Source organism: Pseudomonas proteolytica (assembly GCF_007858275.1).
Taxonomy (GTDB): domain Bacteria; phylum Pseudomonadota; class Gammaproteobacteria; order Pseudomonadales; family Pseudomonadaceae; genus Aquipseudomonas; species Aquipseudomonas proteolytica.
Genome location: NZ_VFEV01000025.1, coordinates 1 through 17382, shown reverse-complemented (window position 1 = coordinate 17382; position 17382 = coordinate 1). Strand labels below are relative to the sequence as shown.

General features: G+C 60.4%; 10 protein-coding genes. 5 read left to right on the top strand and 5 right to left on the bottom strand.

The window, feature by feature from the left end; all coding sequences use genetic code 11:
• Positions 1–34: 34 nt before the first annotated feature.
• From FIV38_RS18280 to FIV38_RS18265, 4 genes are all read right to left on the bottom strand, one after another.
• On the bottom strand, positions 35–4138 hold the full coding sequence (locus FIV38_RS18280; RefSeq protein ID WP_092236787.1) for a hypothetical protein: 4104 nt from the start codon (positions 4136–4138) through the stop codon (positions 35–37).
• A gap of 340 nt (positions 4139–4478) precedes the next feature.
• On the bottom strand, positions 4479–6707 hold the full coding sequence (gene glgB / locus FIV38_RS18275) for a 1,4-alpha-glucan branching protein GlgB (RefSeq protein ID WP_092236790.1): 2229 nt from the start codon (positions 6705–6707) through the stop codon (positions 4479–4481).
• Positions 6708–6758: 51 nt separating this feature from the next.
• Complete coding sequence (gene treS, locus FIV38_RS18270) at positions 6759–10076, bottom strand: maltose alpha-D-glucosyltransferase (RefSeq protein WP_092236793.1); 3318 nt, start codon at positions 10074–10076, stop codon at positions 6759–6761.
• Between the two features lie 155 nt (positions 10077–10231).
• Positions 10232–12205: an alpha-1,4-glucan--maltose-1-phosphate maltosyltransferase gene (locus tag FIV38_RS18265; protein WP_092236799.1), complete on the bottom strand. Its 1974-nt coding sequence runs from the start codon at positions 12203–12205 to the stop codon at positions 10232–10234.
• A gap of 200 nt (positions 12206–12405) precedes the next feature.
• On the opposite strand from FIV38_RS18265, the gene FIV38_RS29985 reads away from it, so the two are divergent.
• Complete coding sequence (locus FIV38_RS29985) at positions 12406–12564, top strand: hypothetical protein (RefSeq protein ID WP_167362635.1); 159 nt, start codon at positions 12406–12408, stop codon at positions 12562–12564.
• Between the two features lie 9 nt (positions 12565–12573).
• Here the strand turns inward: FIV38_RS29985 and FIV38_RS18260 are convergent, their stop codons facing one another.
• On the bottom strand, positions 12574–13068 hold the full coding sequence (locus FIV38_RS18260) for an MgtC/SapB family protein (protein ID WP_070994826.1): 495 nt from the start codon (positions 13066–13068) through the stop codon (positions 12574–12576).
• A gap of 121 nt (positions 13069–13189) precedes the next feature.
• Here FIV38_RS18260 and FIV38_RS18255 point away from each other — a divergent pair, with 121 nt between their 5' ends.
• The 4 genes from FIV38_RS18255 (at position 13190) to FIV38_RS18240 (ending at position 17122) form a co-directional block, all read left to right on the top strand.
• Positions 13190–13429, top strand: a complete 240-nt coding sequence (locus tag FIV38_RS18255; RefSeq protein ID WP_070994825.1) for a DUF3203 family protein — start codon at positions 13190–13192, stop codon at positions 13427–13429.
• Between the two features lie 195 nt (positions 13430–13624).
• Positions 13625–15040, top strand: a complete 1416-nt coding sequence (ccoG, locus tag FIV38_RS18250; RefSeq protein ID WP_029291600.1) for a cytochrome c oxidase accessory protein CcoG — start codon at positions 13625–13627, stop codon at positions 15038–15040.
• A gap of 133 nt (positions 15041–15173) precedes the next feature.
• Positions 15174–16583, top strand: a complete 1410-nt coding sequence (mapR, locus tag FIV38_RS18245; protein ID WP_029291598.1) for a GntR family transcriptional regulator MpaR — start codon at positions 15174–15176, stop codon at positions 16581–16583.
• Positions 16584–16666: 83 nt separating this feature from the next.
• Complete coding sequence (locus tag FIV38_RS18240) at positions 16667–17122, top strand: hypothetical protein (protein WP_235861047.1); 456 nt, start codon at positions 16667–16669, stop codon at positions 17120–17122.
• The last annotated feature ends 260 nt before the right edge of the window (positions 17123–17382 follow it).

Here is a 17382-nt window from a genome sequence, read left to right as displayed (position 1 = left end):
TGGGTGTTTTCTGTCGCGGGCGATGCGCCCGGGACTATTGGAACACCTGAGCCTCGCCATCGACGGTCGCCGCTATCCAGCGTGGTTCCAAGGGGTCACTCCACACTGAACGGGGTGGCGTCGCCCCATCGCTGATCAGGATGCGCCGGCCCGACTGGCTCCACTCTTGCATTCGCGCCTTGAACAACCCGGGGTAATCCGCAGCTCGGCAGGTGATACCGGCCCAGGGATCAACGACCCAGGCGTCATCCCACTCCGGCCCCACAAACCCTTTGCTGCGAGGCTGCCCTGGTGGGCCGCCGATGATAGCGAAAGTATGCCCCTTGACTTGCGCGATACGCGCATGGCCGCCACTGGTATTGATGGTATCAACGGCCACCTTGGCCATCTGGTCGCAATTGCCGGCACCGGTCTTCAGGACTATTTCGCTATAGTTGGGGGCGCCTGTTCGTGTGTAAAGCCAGCCCACCATTTCCGTGGCGGTGTTGCTACGTGCGACCTCACCGGCAAGACCTGGAACCTGTTGATTGGCTGACCGGATGCCAGTGGCCTGGAATTGCTCGTCGACGGCTTTTCTCGCCCCTTCTGCATACAAGCGGTTCTGCTGCTCTGCCGGCAGTTGGGCAAAGTCAGCCGGTTTCTTGATCGGCGCCAGTCGCACCGGCTTTGCCGCGACTACCACATGGCCGGGGTTGCTCCCCGCGGCGTACACCCCCATCAATACTTCACGCTGTTTTTCGGGGGGCAGTCCTTGCAATACGCTGGCAAGATGGTTGATTTCCTTAGGCGTCATGGGTTCGTCAGCGACGATCTTCTTGACCAGGCTATCCATAGTCGGCAGCACCACCAACGGGTTGTCCGGCAGGCCCTGGGCGGCAAAGCCATAGATATCCTTATGCTGGTCGTACAGTTTGATAAATTCAACGTCCAGTGGATCCTTGCGGGTCATGCGGTGAAAATCCAGTTGACCATTGCCGTTCAGCTCAGCGTAGTAGTGCACGCCGGTATCGGCCTCGACCACCACGTACTGCCGGCCGTCATGATTGACCTTCAGGCCCCTGACGACGCGCTGGTCATTACTCAGATCGCTGATCGCATCCATCTTGACTACAACCGTTTGCTGGTTGACCGCCCGAGGCACACCAAAGTCGTCATAACCAAAGTCCGGTTCATTGACTACGGTCCCCGTGGTACGGCCCTTGTACGTCACAGGCTGTGAACTGGCCATTGGTAGTAGCTCTTGGTTTCCCGCTTCATTGACGCGGTAACGACGATGCTCGTGAATGACCGTGCGCGGACCTTTCGCCTGCCCTACCCCCGGAATCAGGCGACGATGCTCCAGGGCCTGGGCGTCCTGGAACACTGGGGTGCCGCCAGGTTCGATCTGTTTGGTGTAACACAGGTCGTCGAGATCCCGTTTGTGACGGCGCCCTCCGGCGCCACAGGTCATCACAAACCCTTCAAGCGGCCCTATATCCTCAGGCCCGCCTAGTTTGACCAGGCTTTCGGGTTTGCCCGGGTTATAGCGATAGACGTCATCGCCGACCATCACATCGCTGTATTTATTGCGTTTCACCACCCGTGCCTGCTCACTGGAAATACCTTCGGCCACCCGCAAGGTCTGTCCTTGGGCAACGGGCCTGGGGGTCAGGTCAATTGTTGGAGAGAGGTCGTAACGCCCTCGGCCGGGCAGTTTAAGCACGGCAGATTTTTTGAACTGTGCAATGCCAACTTGAACATTTTGCAGGTGCGCGCCGCCGAACTTCAGCAGCCTGTTGCCACTGCTCCTCAGTGCAGGCATCACGGGGTCAAGGGGGTTGAGATTGCGCACCACAGAAACCGCAAACTTCTTTACCAACGAGCCAAACTTAGGCAGTAGCGCGCGCACTCCGATCTTGCCTGCACGCGAAACCAAACGCACCGAGCCCGCGGCAAACTTGCCCATAGGGCCCGCTAACGCTGACAGCCCATCGTTAACCAGATCCAACACACCCTGTTTGGTGTCACCCTTGACGAGACTTTCAATGCCGCTCCAGAGCGGAACCACCATCTGCGCGGTACCTTTGACGCGCTCCCAGAACGCCTCATCTTTTTTCTGTGCGGCACTTTCTCGCTCAGGATCGGACTCGGCCCACTCCTTCAGCCTGTCTGTATCAACGTAGAACAGATCATCTGTAGCGGTCTTTGCGATAGCCTCAGACCGTTCGGACGTGAGGGTTTGTGGCACGGCTCGTGTAGAGGGGGCGGCAGATGATGGAAAGTGGGCGAGTTGTTGAGGGACAACGATAGAAAAACTGGCAGGTTTGGGACCTTTGCCTGACTTATAGCTCGCCCACTTTTTCTGGAACTCAGCCCTGCCACCTGCACGAGCGTCGCGCACAACCAATTCTTCGGAAGGCACACCGTCAGCGGAGTGTTCGATCGAGATGAAGTCTTTGCCATAGCTTTTATCGGCCGGGTTGTAGGACTCCAGAATCGGTTTCAAGTCGTCACGACGCCGAGCGATACCTTTGACAGGATTGATCTCGTAGTAGGTTGTCTGCCCCTCATGTACCGCCTTGAGAATAAATGCCGGGCGTGTGATTGCTGCCTTTTTATCGTCATCAGTTTCCTTGGCTGAGTCGGGTTTGGTCCTAAGTGCGTAAACCGTGACATCTCCCTGTTCAATGGCCCTGCGGTCTTTTAGCGGGAGTTGGGACAACTGGTCGGTGATCAGTTTTGCATAGGCTGACTTTGTATCCTTCAGGTACTTGTCGAACGCCGTTTTGAACGTGGCTTGATCATAGACAGGGTATTGATAGCTGACCTCGGCCGGCGTGATTTTCTCGCCATTGAGATGCCTGTACAGAAGAAACAAAGGGCTGAACAGGCTCAGCACTTCGGTGCGTGAAGTACCCCGCGCCATACGCTCGAAATAATCCTTGCGCATCGGCACATCCGCTGACAATTGCTGGGCTGCCGACACCACCTTATCGACGTGGGCATCCAGTGCGGCGACTGCTGTATTGATCTCCTCCTGGGAGTAGTCCTGTTTTTGTGGGAGCAGCCCTTGTGCCACGGCCCAATCCAACGTCGCCGGGATACGGGTCGACGCGATAACCGCCCACTGCTCGTCCGTCGTCGCTTGCTCGCTGAACTTGGCTGGCAGGTCAACCAGCTCCTGAAAACTCATGTGCCGCGAAGAGCCTGGTTTTATCGCTTCGGCCAGGCTGACGCCGTGCTTGAAGTTCACCCACGCCGCCGATCCCTGGTAAGGCAGTTCTGCCGGTGTATCACGTACGGCAAAGTCGGCCGGGAACTGGGGTTTCAGGATATAGGCCGCCAGATAGGCCTGGTCGCTGGATAACTGCCTTGTGCTGACCAAGTGTTGCCTGAACTCGGACTTGATGGCTGGGTAGCTTTGGTTCCAACGCTCACTCGACGCCAGGTCAAAGCCGGCGATATGCCCCGGCTTTTGGCCTTGCACCGGGTCCAGGCTCAAGGTCAGGGCCTTGAGCAACAATTTGATCTTGACCTCACGGGTAATGACGCCATCCAGTGGAAATTCAGCCCCGCCCAGGGTCTTAAGCAGTTGTTGAATCAGCTCATTGGCTTTGGGTGACTTAAGTATCAGTTCCAGTACCGCTGCTGGTGTGTCCTTGGCTTTTTCAAGGGCCTGTGGCGAGATTCCCTCAGTCAACAGACTGAGCAAAGGCCGCTTGTGCTTGGCCTCCTGCTCGGCGACCCATGCAGAGATAGCCGGCTCGTTAGTCTTGTGCAACAAGCCATCGGCATTACTGGAAGTATTATCCAGACCCAGGGCGATTTCGCTGCGGGCATCTGCCACGGCATAAATGGCTGCTTGCAGTTGCTCCGGTGTCTTTGGATCAGATGGCACGATGCCATAAAACTTGAGCATGTTCTCCAGCCGGTTGGTACCCGGCTCGGTGGAACCGTTCGGCGGTATCAACGGTGAGTCTTTGTTCAGGAACACGCTTTTGTTCACGGGGGTATCGGCGTTTTTCGAGGCTGCAAGCTCCCTCAGAGTCTTCAGCATTTCGTCCAGATCCCCCAGTTTGCCTCGCACCTCGGCCTGTTGCGCACGGGTAGGTGGCTCTGCTGTTGGCACCGCGGCCAGGCTGGATTTGCCCTGGGCCACAGGTGGTGCATCAACTGGCGGGGCCACCTGAGGCGAAAGAGTGGCATGTCGGGTATTCAAGCTTGCTGGGGGCATGGTGTTTGCGTCTCTGGCAGTGATACACAGGGACAGCGACGAAACGAGGTGAACGGAGATCCTACGCCTGATCGCTGACAGCCTTGTGTGGATCACACGTAAGAAATTGTTCCAGAGGAATTGGTAACGGCGCTCGTCAGGGCAACGGCGCGGGCTGTTTTCAGGCGTCGGCTTGGCGGCGATGACGGCCGATAAACGCTGCGGGGTGTCTGGTACCCAACATCAGCGTTATCGTCCATCGCCGGCAGGCCGGCTCCTACGGTTATTACTCCTGGCGCAGAATCAGCACGGCCAAGGGCGGCAAATTCAACGACAGTGATACGGCCTGCCCATGGAGCGGCTCGTCCTGGGTAAAGGCTTCGCCGCCATTACCGTAGTTGGAGCCGGAATAGGTGTCGGCATCGCTGTTGATCAGCTCTTTCCAGCGGCCGGCCAAGGGCACGCCGACCTTGTACGCCTCTCGGGGCACCGGGGTGAAGTTGGCAACGACCAGCACCGGCTTGCCGCTTTTACCCCAGCGCAGCCACGCATACACGCTGTTGATGGCATCGTCACCAATCAACCACTGGAAGCCCTGCGGCGCATCGTCCTGCTCATGCAGCGCCGGCTCTTCGCGGTACAGACGATTGAGGTCGCCCACCAGTTTCTGCACGCCGCGGTGTTCCGGGTATTGCAGCAGGTACCAGTCCAGTTGCTGGTCGTGATTCCATTCACGCCATTGGCCGAACTCACAGCCCATGAACAGCAGTTTTTTGCCCGGATGCATCCACATAAAGCTCAGGTAGGCGCGCAGGTTGGCGAATTTCTGCCAGCGATCGCCGGGCATTTTGTCGATCAGCGAGTGTTTGCCATGCACGACTTCGTCATGGGAAATCGGCAGCACAAAGCGCTCGGACCAGGCATACACCAGGCCGAAACTCAGTTCGTTGTGATGGTGGGCGCGGTACACCGGGTCTTGCTGGATGTAATGCAGCGAATCGTGCATCCAGCCCATGTTCCACTTGTAGTTGAAGCCCAGGCCGCCCTGCTGGGTCGGCTGGCTGACGCCCGGCCAGGCCGTGGACTCCTCGGCGATCACCAGAGCGCCGGGGGCTTCCAGCGCCACCACGTCGTTCAGATGGCGCAGGAAGTCGATGGCTTCCAGGTTCTCGCGCCCGCCGTGGCGATTGGGCACCCACTCGCCGGCCTTGCGCGAATAATCGCGATACAGCATCGACGCCACCGCATCCACCCGCAGCCCATCGATATGGAAGTGCTTGAGCCAGTGCAACGCCGAGGCCAGCATGAAGCCGTGGACCTCGGTGCGCCCCAGGTTGTAGATCAGGGTGTCCCAGTCCTGGTGGAAGCCTTCGAGCGGGTTGCCGTATTCGTACAGCGCGGTGCCGTCGAACTGCGCCAGGCCGTGGGTATCGGTGGGGAAATGCGCGGGCACCCAGTCGAGAATAATGCCGATATCCGCCTGATGGCAGGCGTTGACGAACGCGCCAAAGTCATCGGGCGAACCGAAACGCGCGCTGGGCGCAAATTGCGACAGCGGCTGATAGCCCCAGGAGCCGCCGAAAGGGTGCTCCATGATCGGCATCAACTCGATATGGGTAAAACCCAGTTGCTGCACATAGGGAATCAGCCGCTCACCCAGCTCGCGCCAACCGTATTGGCGCGCCACTTCGCCCAACTCGTCGAGTTCGCATTGCCAGGAGCCGACGTGCAGTTCGTAGATCGACAGCGGCGCGCTGGCCGCCTGGCGTTCGCCCCGGGCTTGCATCCACGCCTCATCTGCCCACGCCACCTGCAACGGCGCGGCGACTTTCGACGCGGTGTCGGGCGGCAGTTGCGTAGCCAGGGCCATGGGATCGGCCTTGAGCGGCAGGATCCCGGTGGCGCCGAGGATTTCGTATTTATAGGCCGCCCCCGGTTGCAGGCGAGGGATAAAGATCTCCCAGACCCCAGCCGGATGGCGCAGGCGCATCGGGTGGCGGCGCCCGTCCCAGATATTGAAATCACCCACCACCGAGACTCGCCGCGCATTCGGCGCCCACACCGCAAAGCGCACGCCTTGGATGCCGTCAACACTCATCACCTGGGCGCCGAGGCAGCTGCTCAGGTCGCGGTGATTGCCTTCGGCAAACAGGTACAGGTCCATTTCCCCGAGCAACTGCCCGAAGCTATAGGGGTCTTCGGTGATCTGCTCGCCGCCCGCCCACTGGATCTTCAGCAGGTAGCCCTGGCGTGTGGCGAAATCCCCAATGAATAAGCCTGGGACCGGCGTGGCGTCGAGGCTGCCGAGTACCTCGTGACTGCCACGGGCCAGGACCTCGACGCTCAAGGCTTCGGGCAAAAACGCGCGGATGACCTGACCGCCTGCCTCGTCCTCATGGGGCCCGAGGATCGCGAACGGATCCGGGTGCTCGGCTCGCACCAGGGCTTCGATATCCTTGGGGGCAGGCATGATCTTGAACGTCGAATGCAGCGGTTCTTTGTGTGTAAAACTCATGATTTCTCCCACTGCTTGTGGTTTTGAATAAGGTCAGACACAGCAACCCCCCTAAATGTGGCCGGCCAACAAGCCATGCAACCCACGCAATGGCACCGCCAGCCAGGTCGGGCGGTTCTGCGCTTCGTAGGCCACTTCGTACGCAGCCTTCTCCAGGCTGAACAACGCCAGTGCCGCCTGCGCCCCTTTGGCATCCTGCCAGTCATGCGCCAGTGTAGACGTAGCCTGTTGATACGCCTGGATAAATGCCTGTCGCGCTTCACTGCGGTAACGATCGGCGACCCGCTGGCGTGCCGCATCAGCATCAGCCGAGTGATCCAGGCCTTGTGCTTGCACATTCAGGGCCATGGCGGCGGCATAGTCGAACGAACGCAACACGCCGCTGACGTCCTTGTACGGGCTGTGTTTGCCCCGGCGCTCGTGCAGTGGCCGTGCGGGTTCGCCTTCGAAGTCGATCAGGTAGGCATCGCCCTTGACCACCAGCACCTGGCCCAAGTGCAAATCCCCATGCACACGGATGCGCAAACCGCCCAGGGTGGCTTTTGCCAACTCCTGCACGTGGCTGGCGATGGGCTTTTTCTGCGCCAGCAGTTGAGTGACCAGCGCCTGATCGTCAGGGTTCAATTCGCCTTGATGCTGTTTGAGCAACTGCAGGGCGCGCTCGACCTGGGCCCCCACTTGCTTGGCCCAAACCTGGCAGTCCTTGGCCGAGGTGACTTCAGGCTGGAAGTCCGGATTGCTCGTAGGCGCGGCCAGGACGTTGTGCATCTCCCCGAGCCGCTGCCCAAGCAGCCCGGCGAAATCGGCCAGTTCACCGAGGGCGTTGTAGTGTTGTTCCTGTTCGGAAATGGCTTGGGCCAGTTCGTCGCGGATCGCCCGCTCCAGGTTGTTCTGGGTCCAGCTCCAGGCATCGCCCTGGTTGCTGAGATAGCCCTGGGCGATCATCAACAGATTGTCCTGGCCCTCGGCATCGCGACGGATCACCGAACCCAGCAAGGGCGAGATATGCGCGTAGCCGGCGGCGGTCAGGTAGGCGCCCATTTCCAGTTCCGGGTGGACCCCGGCGCTGACTTTGCGAATCAACTTCAGCACCAGGCTTTCGCCCACCACCACGGAACTGTTGGATTGTTCTGCCGCCAGGTAGCGCACTTGCAACTCGTCCCCCACCGGCAGGTTGGCCAATTGCGCGGTCGGCTCGAAACGGATCTCGCCGTCACTGCTGCTGAGCACGGTCTGCGCACGCAGGCCCTCGATGACCGCGCGGATATAGCTGTCGAGGCTGAAGGCATCGGTGATCAAGCCCACCTGGCGCACCCGGCGCACCCGCGCCAGGGCCAGTTGTTGCGGCAAGGCGCTGGTGAACTGGTCTTCGCCCAACAGGCCGAAGGGCAATTGGTAACGGCTGGTCTGCCCGCCGCTGGTCACTTCTATCTCGCTGAGCAGCACCGGGTGCTGCGCATCGCCAAACCGTACGCCATAGGCAATGTGCACACTGTCGATGGCCGCGTCCTTATTGGCAAACCAGCGCCGCTTGGGCAGCCAGGTGGGTAACGAGGTTTGCTCCAGGGTGGTGCGCGATGGCGCTTCGAGCAACTCTTCGAGGCGTTTTTTCAGGACCAAGGTGGTGAAGTCCGGCATGCTCTGGGCCGGTTCCACATGCCAACTGGGCATTTGGTTTTCGGTGGCCAGCACGAACCAGTAGAAGCCATAGGGTGCCAGGGTCAAAAGGAAATTCAGCTGGCCAATGGGCGGGAATGCATTGCCACCGAGCATTTCCACCGGAACCATGCCGGCGAAGGCCGACAGGTCCAGCTCCGCCGCCTGGGCGGTGCGCGACACGTTGGCCACGCACAGGATGATTTCGTGCTTGCCGTCGGCGCCGGTGTATTCGCGGGTGTAGGCCAGGATCCGGCGATTGCTGGGCGAAAGCATTTTCAGGCTGCCACGGCCAAATGCCTTGGACTGCTTGCGGATCGCCAGCATGCGCCGGGTCCAGTTCAGCAGTGAGTGTGGGTCCTGGGCCTGGGTTTCGACGTTGACCGACTGGTAACCGTAGAGCGGGTCCATGATCGGCGGCAGCACCAGGCTGGCCGGATCGGCGCGGGAAAACCCGCCATTGCGGTCGATGGACCACTGCATCGGCGTACGCACGCCGTCGCGGTCACCCAGGTAGATGTTGTCGCCCATGCCGATTTCATCCCCGTAGTACAGGGTCGGCGTGCCGGGCATGGATAACAGCAGGCTGTTGAGCAGCTCGATGCGCCGGCGGTCGCGTTCCATCAGTGGCGCCAGGCGCCGGCGAATGCCCAGGTTGATACGCGCGCGGCGGTCGGCGGCGTAGTAGTTCCACAGGTAATCGCGCTCCTTGTCGGTGACCATTTCCAGGGTCAGCTCATCATGGTTGCGCAGGAAAATCGCCCATTGGCAGTTGGCGGGGATTTCCGGGGTCTGGCGCAGAATGTCAGTGATCGGGAAGCGATCTTCCTGGGCCAGGGCCATATACATGCGCGGCATCAGCGGAAAATGGAAGGCCATGTGGCACTCATCGCCGTCATCGCCTTTCTGGTCGCCAAAGTACAGCTGGGTATCTTCCGGCCACTGGTTGGCTTCGGCCAGCAGCATGCGGTCGGGGTAATTGGCGTCGATCTCGGCGCGGATCTGCTTGAGCACATCGTGGGTTTCGGGGAGGTTTTCGTTGTTGGTGCCGTCGCGCTCGATCAGGTAAGGAATCGCGTCCAGGCGCAGGCCGTCGATGCCCATGTCCAGCCAGTAGCGCATCACCGACAGCACGGCTTTCATGACTTGCGGGTTATCGAAGTTGAGGTCCGGCTGGTGGGAATAGAAACGGTGCCAGAAGTACTGGCCGGCCACCGGGTCCCAGGTCCAGTTGGACTTTTCGGTGTCGAGGAAGATGATGCGGGTTCCATCGTATTTCTGGTCATCATCGGACCACACGTAGAAGTCCCGCGCACTGGAACCGGGCTTGGCCTTGCGTGCCCGCTGGAACCAGGGGTGCTGGTCGGACGTGTGGTTGATCACCAGTTCCGTGATCACCCGCAGGCCACGCTTGTGCGCCTCGGCGATAAAGCGCTTGGCGTCGGCCATGGTCCCGTAGTCGCTGTGTACGCCACGGTATTCGGCGATGTCATAGCCATCATCACGCCGTGGCGAAGGATAGAACGGCAGCAGCCAGATGGTATTCACGCCCAGGTCGGCGATGTAGTCGAGTTTGGCGATCAGCCCGGGGAAGTCACCGATGCCGTCGTTGTTGGAGTCGAAATAGGATTTGACGTGAACCTGGTAAATCACCGCGTCCTTGTACCAGAGCGGGTCTTTGATAAAGGTGGCAGCCTTGGGTTTCTTCGCCATTGGAAACTCCTGGAAAATTCAAAAAAACTTAGACACTGGGCTCGATCTAGGTGGGAGCGGGCTTGCTCGCGAAGGCGGTTGATCAGTGAGTTGATACTTGACTGACACACCGCCTTCGCGAGCAAGCCCGCTCCCACATTTGATCGCCGCCAGCATCAAGAATGGGTGATGCGCCAGATGCCAAACGGCATGTGAGGCTCGATGCGCATCCATTGGGTCTTGCCGTACCAGGTCCAGCGATGGCCATTCATCAGGTCTTCGCCCTGGACCTGGGCGTCGTCCGGCAAGCCCATCTCCCACAGCGGCAACTCGAAATGGGCCTCCTGGGCGTTGAACGGGTCGAGGCTGACGGCGATCAGGATGAAGTTGCCGCCATCTTCGCTGCGCTTGCCGAAGTACAGGATGTTGTCGTTGAAGGCGTTGTAGAGCGTCAGGCCCAGGTGTGTCTGCAGCGCCGGGTTCTGCCGGCGGATGCGGTTGAGCTGGGCGATCTCGGCAATGATGTTGCCGGGGGCGCTGAAGTCCCGGGGGCGGATCTCGTACTTTTCCGAGTCCAGGTACTCTTCCTTGCCCGGCACTGGCGCGCTTTCACACAGTTCAAAGCCCGAGTACATGCCCCACAGGCCCGAGCCCATGGTGGCCAATGCTGCGCGGATCAAAAAGCCCGGGCGGCCGGACTCATGCAAGAAGCCTGGGTTGATGTCCGGTGTATTGACGAAAAAGTTCGGCCGGTAGCATTCACGCCAGGGCGACTGGTTCAGTTGGGTGAAGTACTCGCTGAGTTCGGCCTTGGTGTTGCGCCAGGTGAAATAGGTGTAGCTCTGGGAATAACCGACCTTGCCCAGGCGCGCCATCATCGCCGGGGTGGTGAAGGCTTCGGCGAGGAAGATCACCTCCGGGTATTGGGCCCGTACGTCACTGATCAGCCATTGCCAAAATGGCAGCGGCTTGGTGTGGGGGTTGTCGACGCGGAAGGTCTTGACCCCCTCCTCGACCCAGCCCAGCACAATGTCGCGCAGCTCCAGCCACAGGCTGGGGATCGCATCGGCGGCATAGAAGTCGACGTTAACGATGTCCTGGTATTTTTTCGGCGGGTTCTCCGCGTATTTGATCGTGCCGTCCGGACGCCAGTTGAACCAGCCGGGGTGTTGCTTGAGCCACGGGTGGTCCTGGGAGCACTGGATGGCAAAGTCCAGGGCGATTTCCAGGCCATGCTCGGCGGCGGCGGCTACCAGGCGCCGGAAATCCTCGCGGGTGCCCAGTTGCGAATGGATTGCATCGTGGCCGCCCTCCTCGCTGCCGATCGCATAGGGGCTGCCGGGATCATCGGGGCCGGCGCTCAGTGAGTTGTTCTTGCCCTTGCGATGGCTACGGCCAATGGGGTGAATTGGTGGGAAATACAGGACGTCAAAGCCCATGTCGTGGATCATCGCCAGGCGCGAATGCACGTCATTGAAGGTGCCGTGGCGCGCCGGATCGTCGGTGATCGAGCGCGGGAACAGCTCGTACCAACTGGCAAACAGCGCCTGGGGGCGCTCCACATCCAGGGGGTACAGCGGGCTGATACTCAGGTAGGGGCGCAAATCAGCCTGGGCCATCAACTGTGCACTGTCTTCGTGCAGAAACAGCGCGACCTGCTCGGTTTCCAGCAGCCCGGACAATTGCTGGTGCAACTGCTGCAAGCGCTCCTGCAGCTCGCCTTCGCTGCGTTCGGCAGCTTGCAGCACCTGGTTGCGACCTTCCTGCAGCTCAAGGCTGACAGGAACCCCGGCCGTGTGTTTCTTGCCCAATTCGTAGCAGAAGCTGGCGAAATGATCGATCCACGCTTCGACGCAATACTGGTGGGGGCCTTGCTCGGTCACGCTGAACGCGCCCTGCCAGGCATTGTTGCCCTGGTCACTCATGGGCACGCTGTGCCAGCTGTCTTCACCCAAGGCCTGCCAACGGATCAAGACGGCCAACTGGTCATGGCCATCGGCAAAGACATTGCTCGCCACCTGGATGCGCTGGCCTTGCACGGCCTTGACCGCAAAGGCCCCGGCGTCGATCACAGGTGTGGTGTCTTCAATGGCGATCCTGGGCAGCAACAGTGCCTGGGACAGTGGTAGTGCGGGTCTTTCAGCAGTCATCGAGCATCTCCCCTTACGCCCCATGGACGCTCTTGTGCTTGATTGTCAGTGCTGCAAGCGGGCTCTCCCTGAGCCGGCCACATAAGGTCCGAGCCCGGGCGCGTTGGAAAAGTTCAGGTGGATGTACCGCCACCGGGCGGGAATCAAACGGCCATGACGGTTGTCCACCGGTTGAGCAAAGCACAAACGAGGCCACCGCGATGAACATCCCCATTCCTGCTGAAACCCCAGACCCGAATATCGACAAACCCACCCTGCCGCCGACCGAACCGGAGCCGATTCCCGAGCAGGAACCTCCGGAAAGCGTGCCACCGGCACAGGAAGAACCGCCGACGACGATGCCGCCGGTTATCGTGTAGGAGCCGCTGCTAAGGCTTGTCCAACAGCTTCACAATCCTTGGCATCACGCTGAACACGGCAAGGGCGAGCACGGTGCTCAGCACCGCCGTGGACTCCTTGCCCAGCCCCGCCGCCACCCCGATGGCGGCGGTCATCCACAGGCCGGCCGCAGTGGTCAGGCCCTTGACGTGCTGCCCGGCCTCCTCCTCCTTGCCCTTGAGGATGGTGCCCGCGCCCAAAAAACCGATCCCGGCGATCACCCCCTGTATCACCCGGCTCATGGCATCGGCCTGTGAACCGCCTATCTGCGGGACCAGCACGAACAACGCTGCGCCCATCGCCACCAGCATATGGGTGCGCACACCTGCGGCCTTGCCCTTTTGTTCACGTTCAAAGCCGAGGATGCCACCGAGGATCGCTGCAATCAGCAGGCGTACGGTGATTTGCGTCATTTGCCGCGCATCGCCGATATCGGCGAATTCGCTTTGCAGGGTTTGCCAGACTTCTTGCCACCAGGCGTCCATGGTCCTGTCCTTTTCATGGGGGGGATAGAAGATGGACAGCAACGACCGCCAGTCAGTTGCGCCGAACCATTGGCAAGGGCGCGACACCTAACCAACAGGACTGTGCAACCAGGAGAACACCATGCCCGTACGTATCGAAAACCAGAGCTGCTATTTCAAGATTGACGACAGCGGCGAAGAGCAGCGTTGCAGCGTGCTGGAGGTAACGGTGATTACCGACAGCGATAAAGCCATGTCGGCGGTGGAGATCGACGGCCAGCGGATTTACATCACCGAGGCGCAAGCCGACGCCTTGACCGTGGCCGGCGCCATCGATGGGCGTAAGCACCTCAAGGCCACTGACGGTGATTCGGTGATTTGATTGATCTGGATCAGCATGCCGCGGGCACGGTTGATCCAGGCACCGGCCCCACGGCTTGCGGGGTGCTGCACATTGTCGCAGGGCGGGCGCCAAAACCCATCTGATCCGCTTTTTATCGATTTACCTGAGTCTGTTATGCAAACAGATCGCGGCCCATAGTTCATCCGCCTGATGGAGGCTGATGAGCGAAAGACCATGAGCGATAGAATCCCCGTCCGATTAGTAGAAAATTTCGAGCCTGCACATCCAAAGAAGATGAAGGCCAAATCCAGCGACAACCTGATCCACACCCGCAGTTTCACCGGCCTGTTCCGCACCTTGCGCATCAGTGGCGCAGGCTTTTTGTTCCTGGCGTTTTTTGGCACCGTGTGGCTGAACTGGGACTCACGCCAGGCAGTGTTGTGGGACCTGGCGGAAAGCAAGTTTCATATCTTTGGCGCGACCTTCTGGCCCCAGGACTTCATCCTGTTGTCGGCGTTGTTGATCATCTGTGCCTTCGGGCTGTTTGCGATCACCGTCTTTGCCGGCCGCATCTGGTGTGGCTATACCTGCCCGCAAAGCTCGTTTACCTGGTTGTTCATGTGGTGCGAGAAAGTCACCGAAGGCGAGCGTAACCAGCGGATCAAGCTACAGGCTGCGCCCTGGGGCGTGAACAAGCTGGCGCGCCGTGCGGCCAAGCACACGCTGTGGCTGGCGATCAGCGTGCTGACCGGTTTGACCTTTGTCGGCTACTTCACCCCGATCCGGCCGTTGGCCGAAGAACTGCTGACCTGGCAGATGGGCGGCGTCAGCCTGTTCTGGGTGCTGTTCTTTACCGGCGCCACCTACATCAATGCCGGCTGGCTGCGTGAAGCGGTGTGCATGCATATGTGCCCGTATGCACGGTTCCAGAGCGTGATGTTCGACAAGGACACCCTGACCATTTCCTACGACGCCGCCCGTGGCGAAAGCCGTGGCCCGCGCAAGCGTGATGTGAACCCGGCCGACGTCGGCCTGGGCGACTGCATCGACTGCCATTTGTGCGTACAGGTATGCCCCACCGGCATCGATATCCGCGACGGCCTGCAGATGGAATGCATCGGCTGCGCAGCCTGCATCGACGCCTGTGATTCGATCATGGACAAGATGGGCTATGCGCGGGGCTTGGTGAGCTACACCTCCGAGCATCAGATGCAGGGCGGCAAGACCCACCTGCTGCGACCGCGATTGATCGGCTACAGTGCGGTGCTGCTGGTGATGATCGCTGCGTTGGTGATGGCGCTGGTGCAGCGGCCAATGGTCTCGCTGGACGTGACCAAGGACCGTGGGATGTTCCGGGAAAACAGCCAGGGGCTGATCGAGAACATCTACAGCCTGAAGATCATCAACAAGACCCAACAGCGTCAGGATTACCGCGTGGAGCTGCTGGATGGCGAGGGCTTCGAGCTGCAGGGCAAGACCGAGGTCAGCCTGGCGCCGGGGGAAATCACCGACTTGCCGGTTTCTGTGGCGTTGACCCGTGACAAACCGACCAGTAGCTCGCAAACCATCCGCTTCAAGGTGACGGATAAGGATGAGCCAAGTGTTTATAGTGTCGCCGACAGCCGTTTTGTGGCGCCGCTGAACCGCTGACCCACGCAACCTCCCTTGTAGGAGCGGGCTTGCCCGCGATAGCGGTGCGTCAGTCGAAATATCTGCTACTGACACACCGTAATCGCGGGCAAGCCCGCTCCCACACTTTGACCTGTGTAGACCTAGGATCACGATGAAACGCTACGAGAAATTTGCCGACGACATCGCTGAACTGATCCGCTCCGGCGTCCTCGGCCCCGGCCAGCGTGTGCCGTCGGTGCGCTATGCCAGCCAAACGTATGGCGTCAGCCCATCCACGGTGTTCCAGGCCTATTACCTGCTGGAGCGCCGTGGCCTGATCCGTGCGCGCCCGCGCTCCGGGTATTTCGTCAATACCCATGCCCCCAGCCCGTTCTCCGAGCCTGCGGTCAGCGCCCATGTGCACGAGTCCACTGAGGTGGACGTCAGCGAGCTGGTGTTTTCGGTACTCGATTCGATCAAGGACCCGCAGACCGTACCGTTTGGCTCGGCCTTCCCCAGCCCGATGCTGTTCCCCCTGCAACGCCTGGCCCGCTCCCTGGCCAGTGCCAGCCGCGAGATGGACCCGCGCATGGTGGTCACCGACATGTCGCCGGGCAACCCGCAACTACGCCGGCAAATTGCCCTGCGCTACATGGTCGGCGGCTTGATGCTGCCCATGGAGGAGTTGCTGATCACCAACGGCGCCCTCGAAGCGCTGAACCTGTGCCTGCAGGCGGTGACCGAGCCGGGAGACCTGGTGGCCATCGAGGCCCCGGCGTTTTATGCCTGCCTGCAAGTGCTCGAGCGCTTGAAACTCAAGGCCGTGGAAATCCCCGTGCACCCGCGCGATGGCATTGACCTCCAAGTGCTGGCCCAGACCCTGGAGCGCTACCCGATCAAGGCCTGCTGGTGCATGACCAGTTTCCAGAACCCCATGGGGGCAACCATGCCCGAGGCCAAGAAGCAGGCGTTGGTTGAGTTGTTGCGCGGGCATCAGGTGCCGCTGATCGAGGACGACGTGTACGCCGAGTTGTATTACGGCCAGCAGGCGCCCAAGCCCGCCAAGGCCTTCGACACCGAAGGCCTGGTGATGCACTGCGGTTCCTTCGCCAAGAGCCTGGCCCCTGGCTATCGCGTAGGCTGGGTGGCAGCCGGCCGCTATGCGCAAAAGATCGAACGCCTGAAGCTGATGACCTCGCTTTGTGCCTCGATGCCCGCCCAGGCGGCGATTGCCGATTACCTGCAACACGGCGGCTACGACCGGCACCTGCGTAAATTGCGCTATGCCCTGGAAGAGCAGCAAAGTGCCATGCTCGCCGCCATCGGCCGCTACTTTCCGGCGCAAACCCGGGTCAGCCAACCGGCCGGCGGCTATTTCCTGTGGCTGGAACTGCCAGAACAGACCGACTCGTTGAAACTGTTCCAGATGGCCTTGGCCCAAGGTATCAGCATCGCGCCGGGGCCGATTTTTTCGCCGACCCAGCGTTTTCGCAACTGCATTCGCTTGAACTACGGCAGCCCCTGGGATGAGGCGGCGGAAAAGGCCATGGAAACGTTGGGGCGCATTGTGCGTTCGTTTTAAGGGGCTGCGCTTGAAAGGGAACCAAACACTGAAACGTGCCACGTAGGGGAGGTCCATTTTCTCCATTGCTCAGGAAACGTTTGATGCGAGGTGTACTCCCGCCCTTCTTCCATCTTCCGCTCCCACCCAACTACATGCGGGTGGCCGAACGGCGCGAAGTTCGCCAGTTGAACGGGCCAGCCGGGCGCCCGACAGGTGACCATCGTTCGGCAGAAAGGATTATCGAACAGAGCCCGGTGCTCAAGGACTTCCTGGAAGGCAATGATCGCTTTCAGGTCGATGTGGACCTCAAGCGCCATCTGGGGGATTGGACACAGTCCAACACAGACCCCGAGGCCCGCGCCGATGCGATCTACAACCTGGAAAAAGTGCTGCGCTTCATTGATAACCTGGACGAAGACAAGCTCAAGGGCAGCGCGGAACGTAATGGCAAGATCGACGGGTTTTCCGACTTGGGCGTCACCATCCTGCATGACTCGGAGGCTGACCGCCTGGACCAGTTTGCGCGTCGGGGGTATCAGGCGTTAGGCACTTTCTGACACGGGTTCGTGTCGGTGGCTGGCAGAACGTGGTGAGGCTATTGGGGCGGCTTCGCCACCCAGCGCGGGCGATGCGGCGTTCCGACAAGCCCGCTCGCCACAGTAAATTCCTAACTGCTGCAACGCCCCCCCTGTGGCGAGGGGGCTCGTCCCGGTACAAACCGGGGACATCGTTTACATTTCTAACCGGGGACATGGTTTACAGGTTAATACGCATGGTCAGGAGGTATCTGATCATGCCCTGGAACCAAGAGTCCCCC

Bases quoted from the DNA above. Each gene is read 5' to 3' on its own strand.
- glgB (WP_092236790.1), bottom strand. From the start codon at position 6,707: ATGAGTTTTACACACAAAGAACCGCTGCATTCGACGTTCAAGATCATG.
- treS (WP_092236793.1), bottom strand. From the start codon at position 10,076: ATGGCGAAGAAACCCAAGGCTGCCACCTTTATCAAAGACCCGCTCTGG.
- FIV38_RS18265 (WP_092236799.1), bottom strand. From the start codon at position 12,205: ATGACTGCTGAAAGACCCGCACTACCACTGTCCCAGGCACTGTTGCTG.
- FIV38_RS29985 (WP_167362635.1), top strand. From the start codon at position 12,406: ATGAACATCCCCATTCCTGCTGAAACCCCAGACCCGAATATCGACAAA.
- FIV38_RS18260 (WP_070994826.1), bottom strand. From the start codon at position 13,068: ATGGACGCCTGGTGGCAAGAAGTCTGGCAAACCCTGCAAAGCGAATTC.
- FIV38_RS18255 (WP_070994825.1), top strand. From the start codon at position 13,190: ATGCCCGTACGTATCGAAAACCAGAGCTGCTATTTCAAGATTGACGAC.
- ccoG (WP_029291600.1), top strand. From the start codon at position 13,625: ATGAGCGATAGAATCCCCGTCCGATTAGTAGAAAATTTCGAGCCTGCA.
- mapR (WP_029291598.1), top strand. From the start codon at position 15,174: ATGAAACGCTACGAGAAATTTGCCGACGACATCGCTGAACTGATCCGC.
- FIV38_RS18240 (WP_235861047.1), top strand. From the start codon at position 16,667: ATGCGAGGTGTACTCCCGCCCTTCTTCCATCTTCCGCTCCCACCCAAC.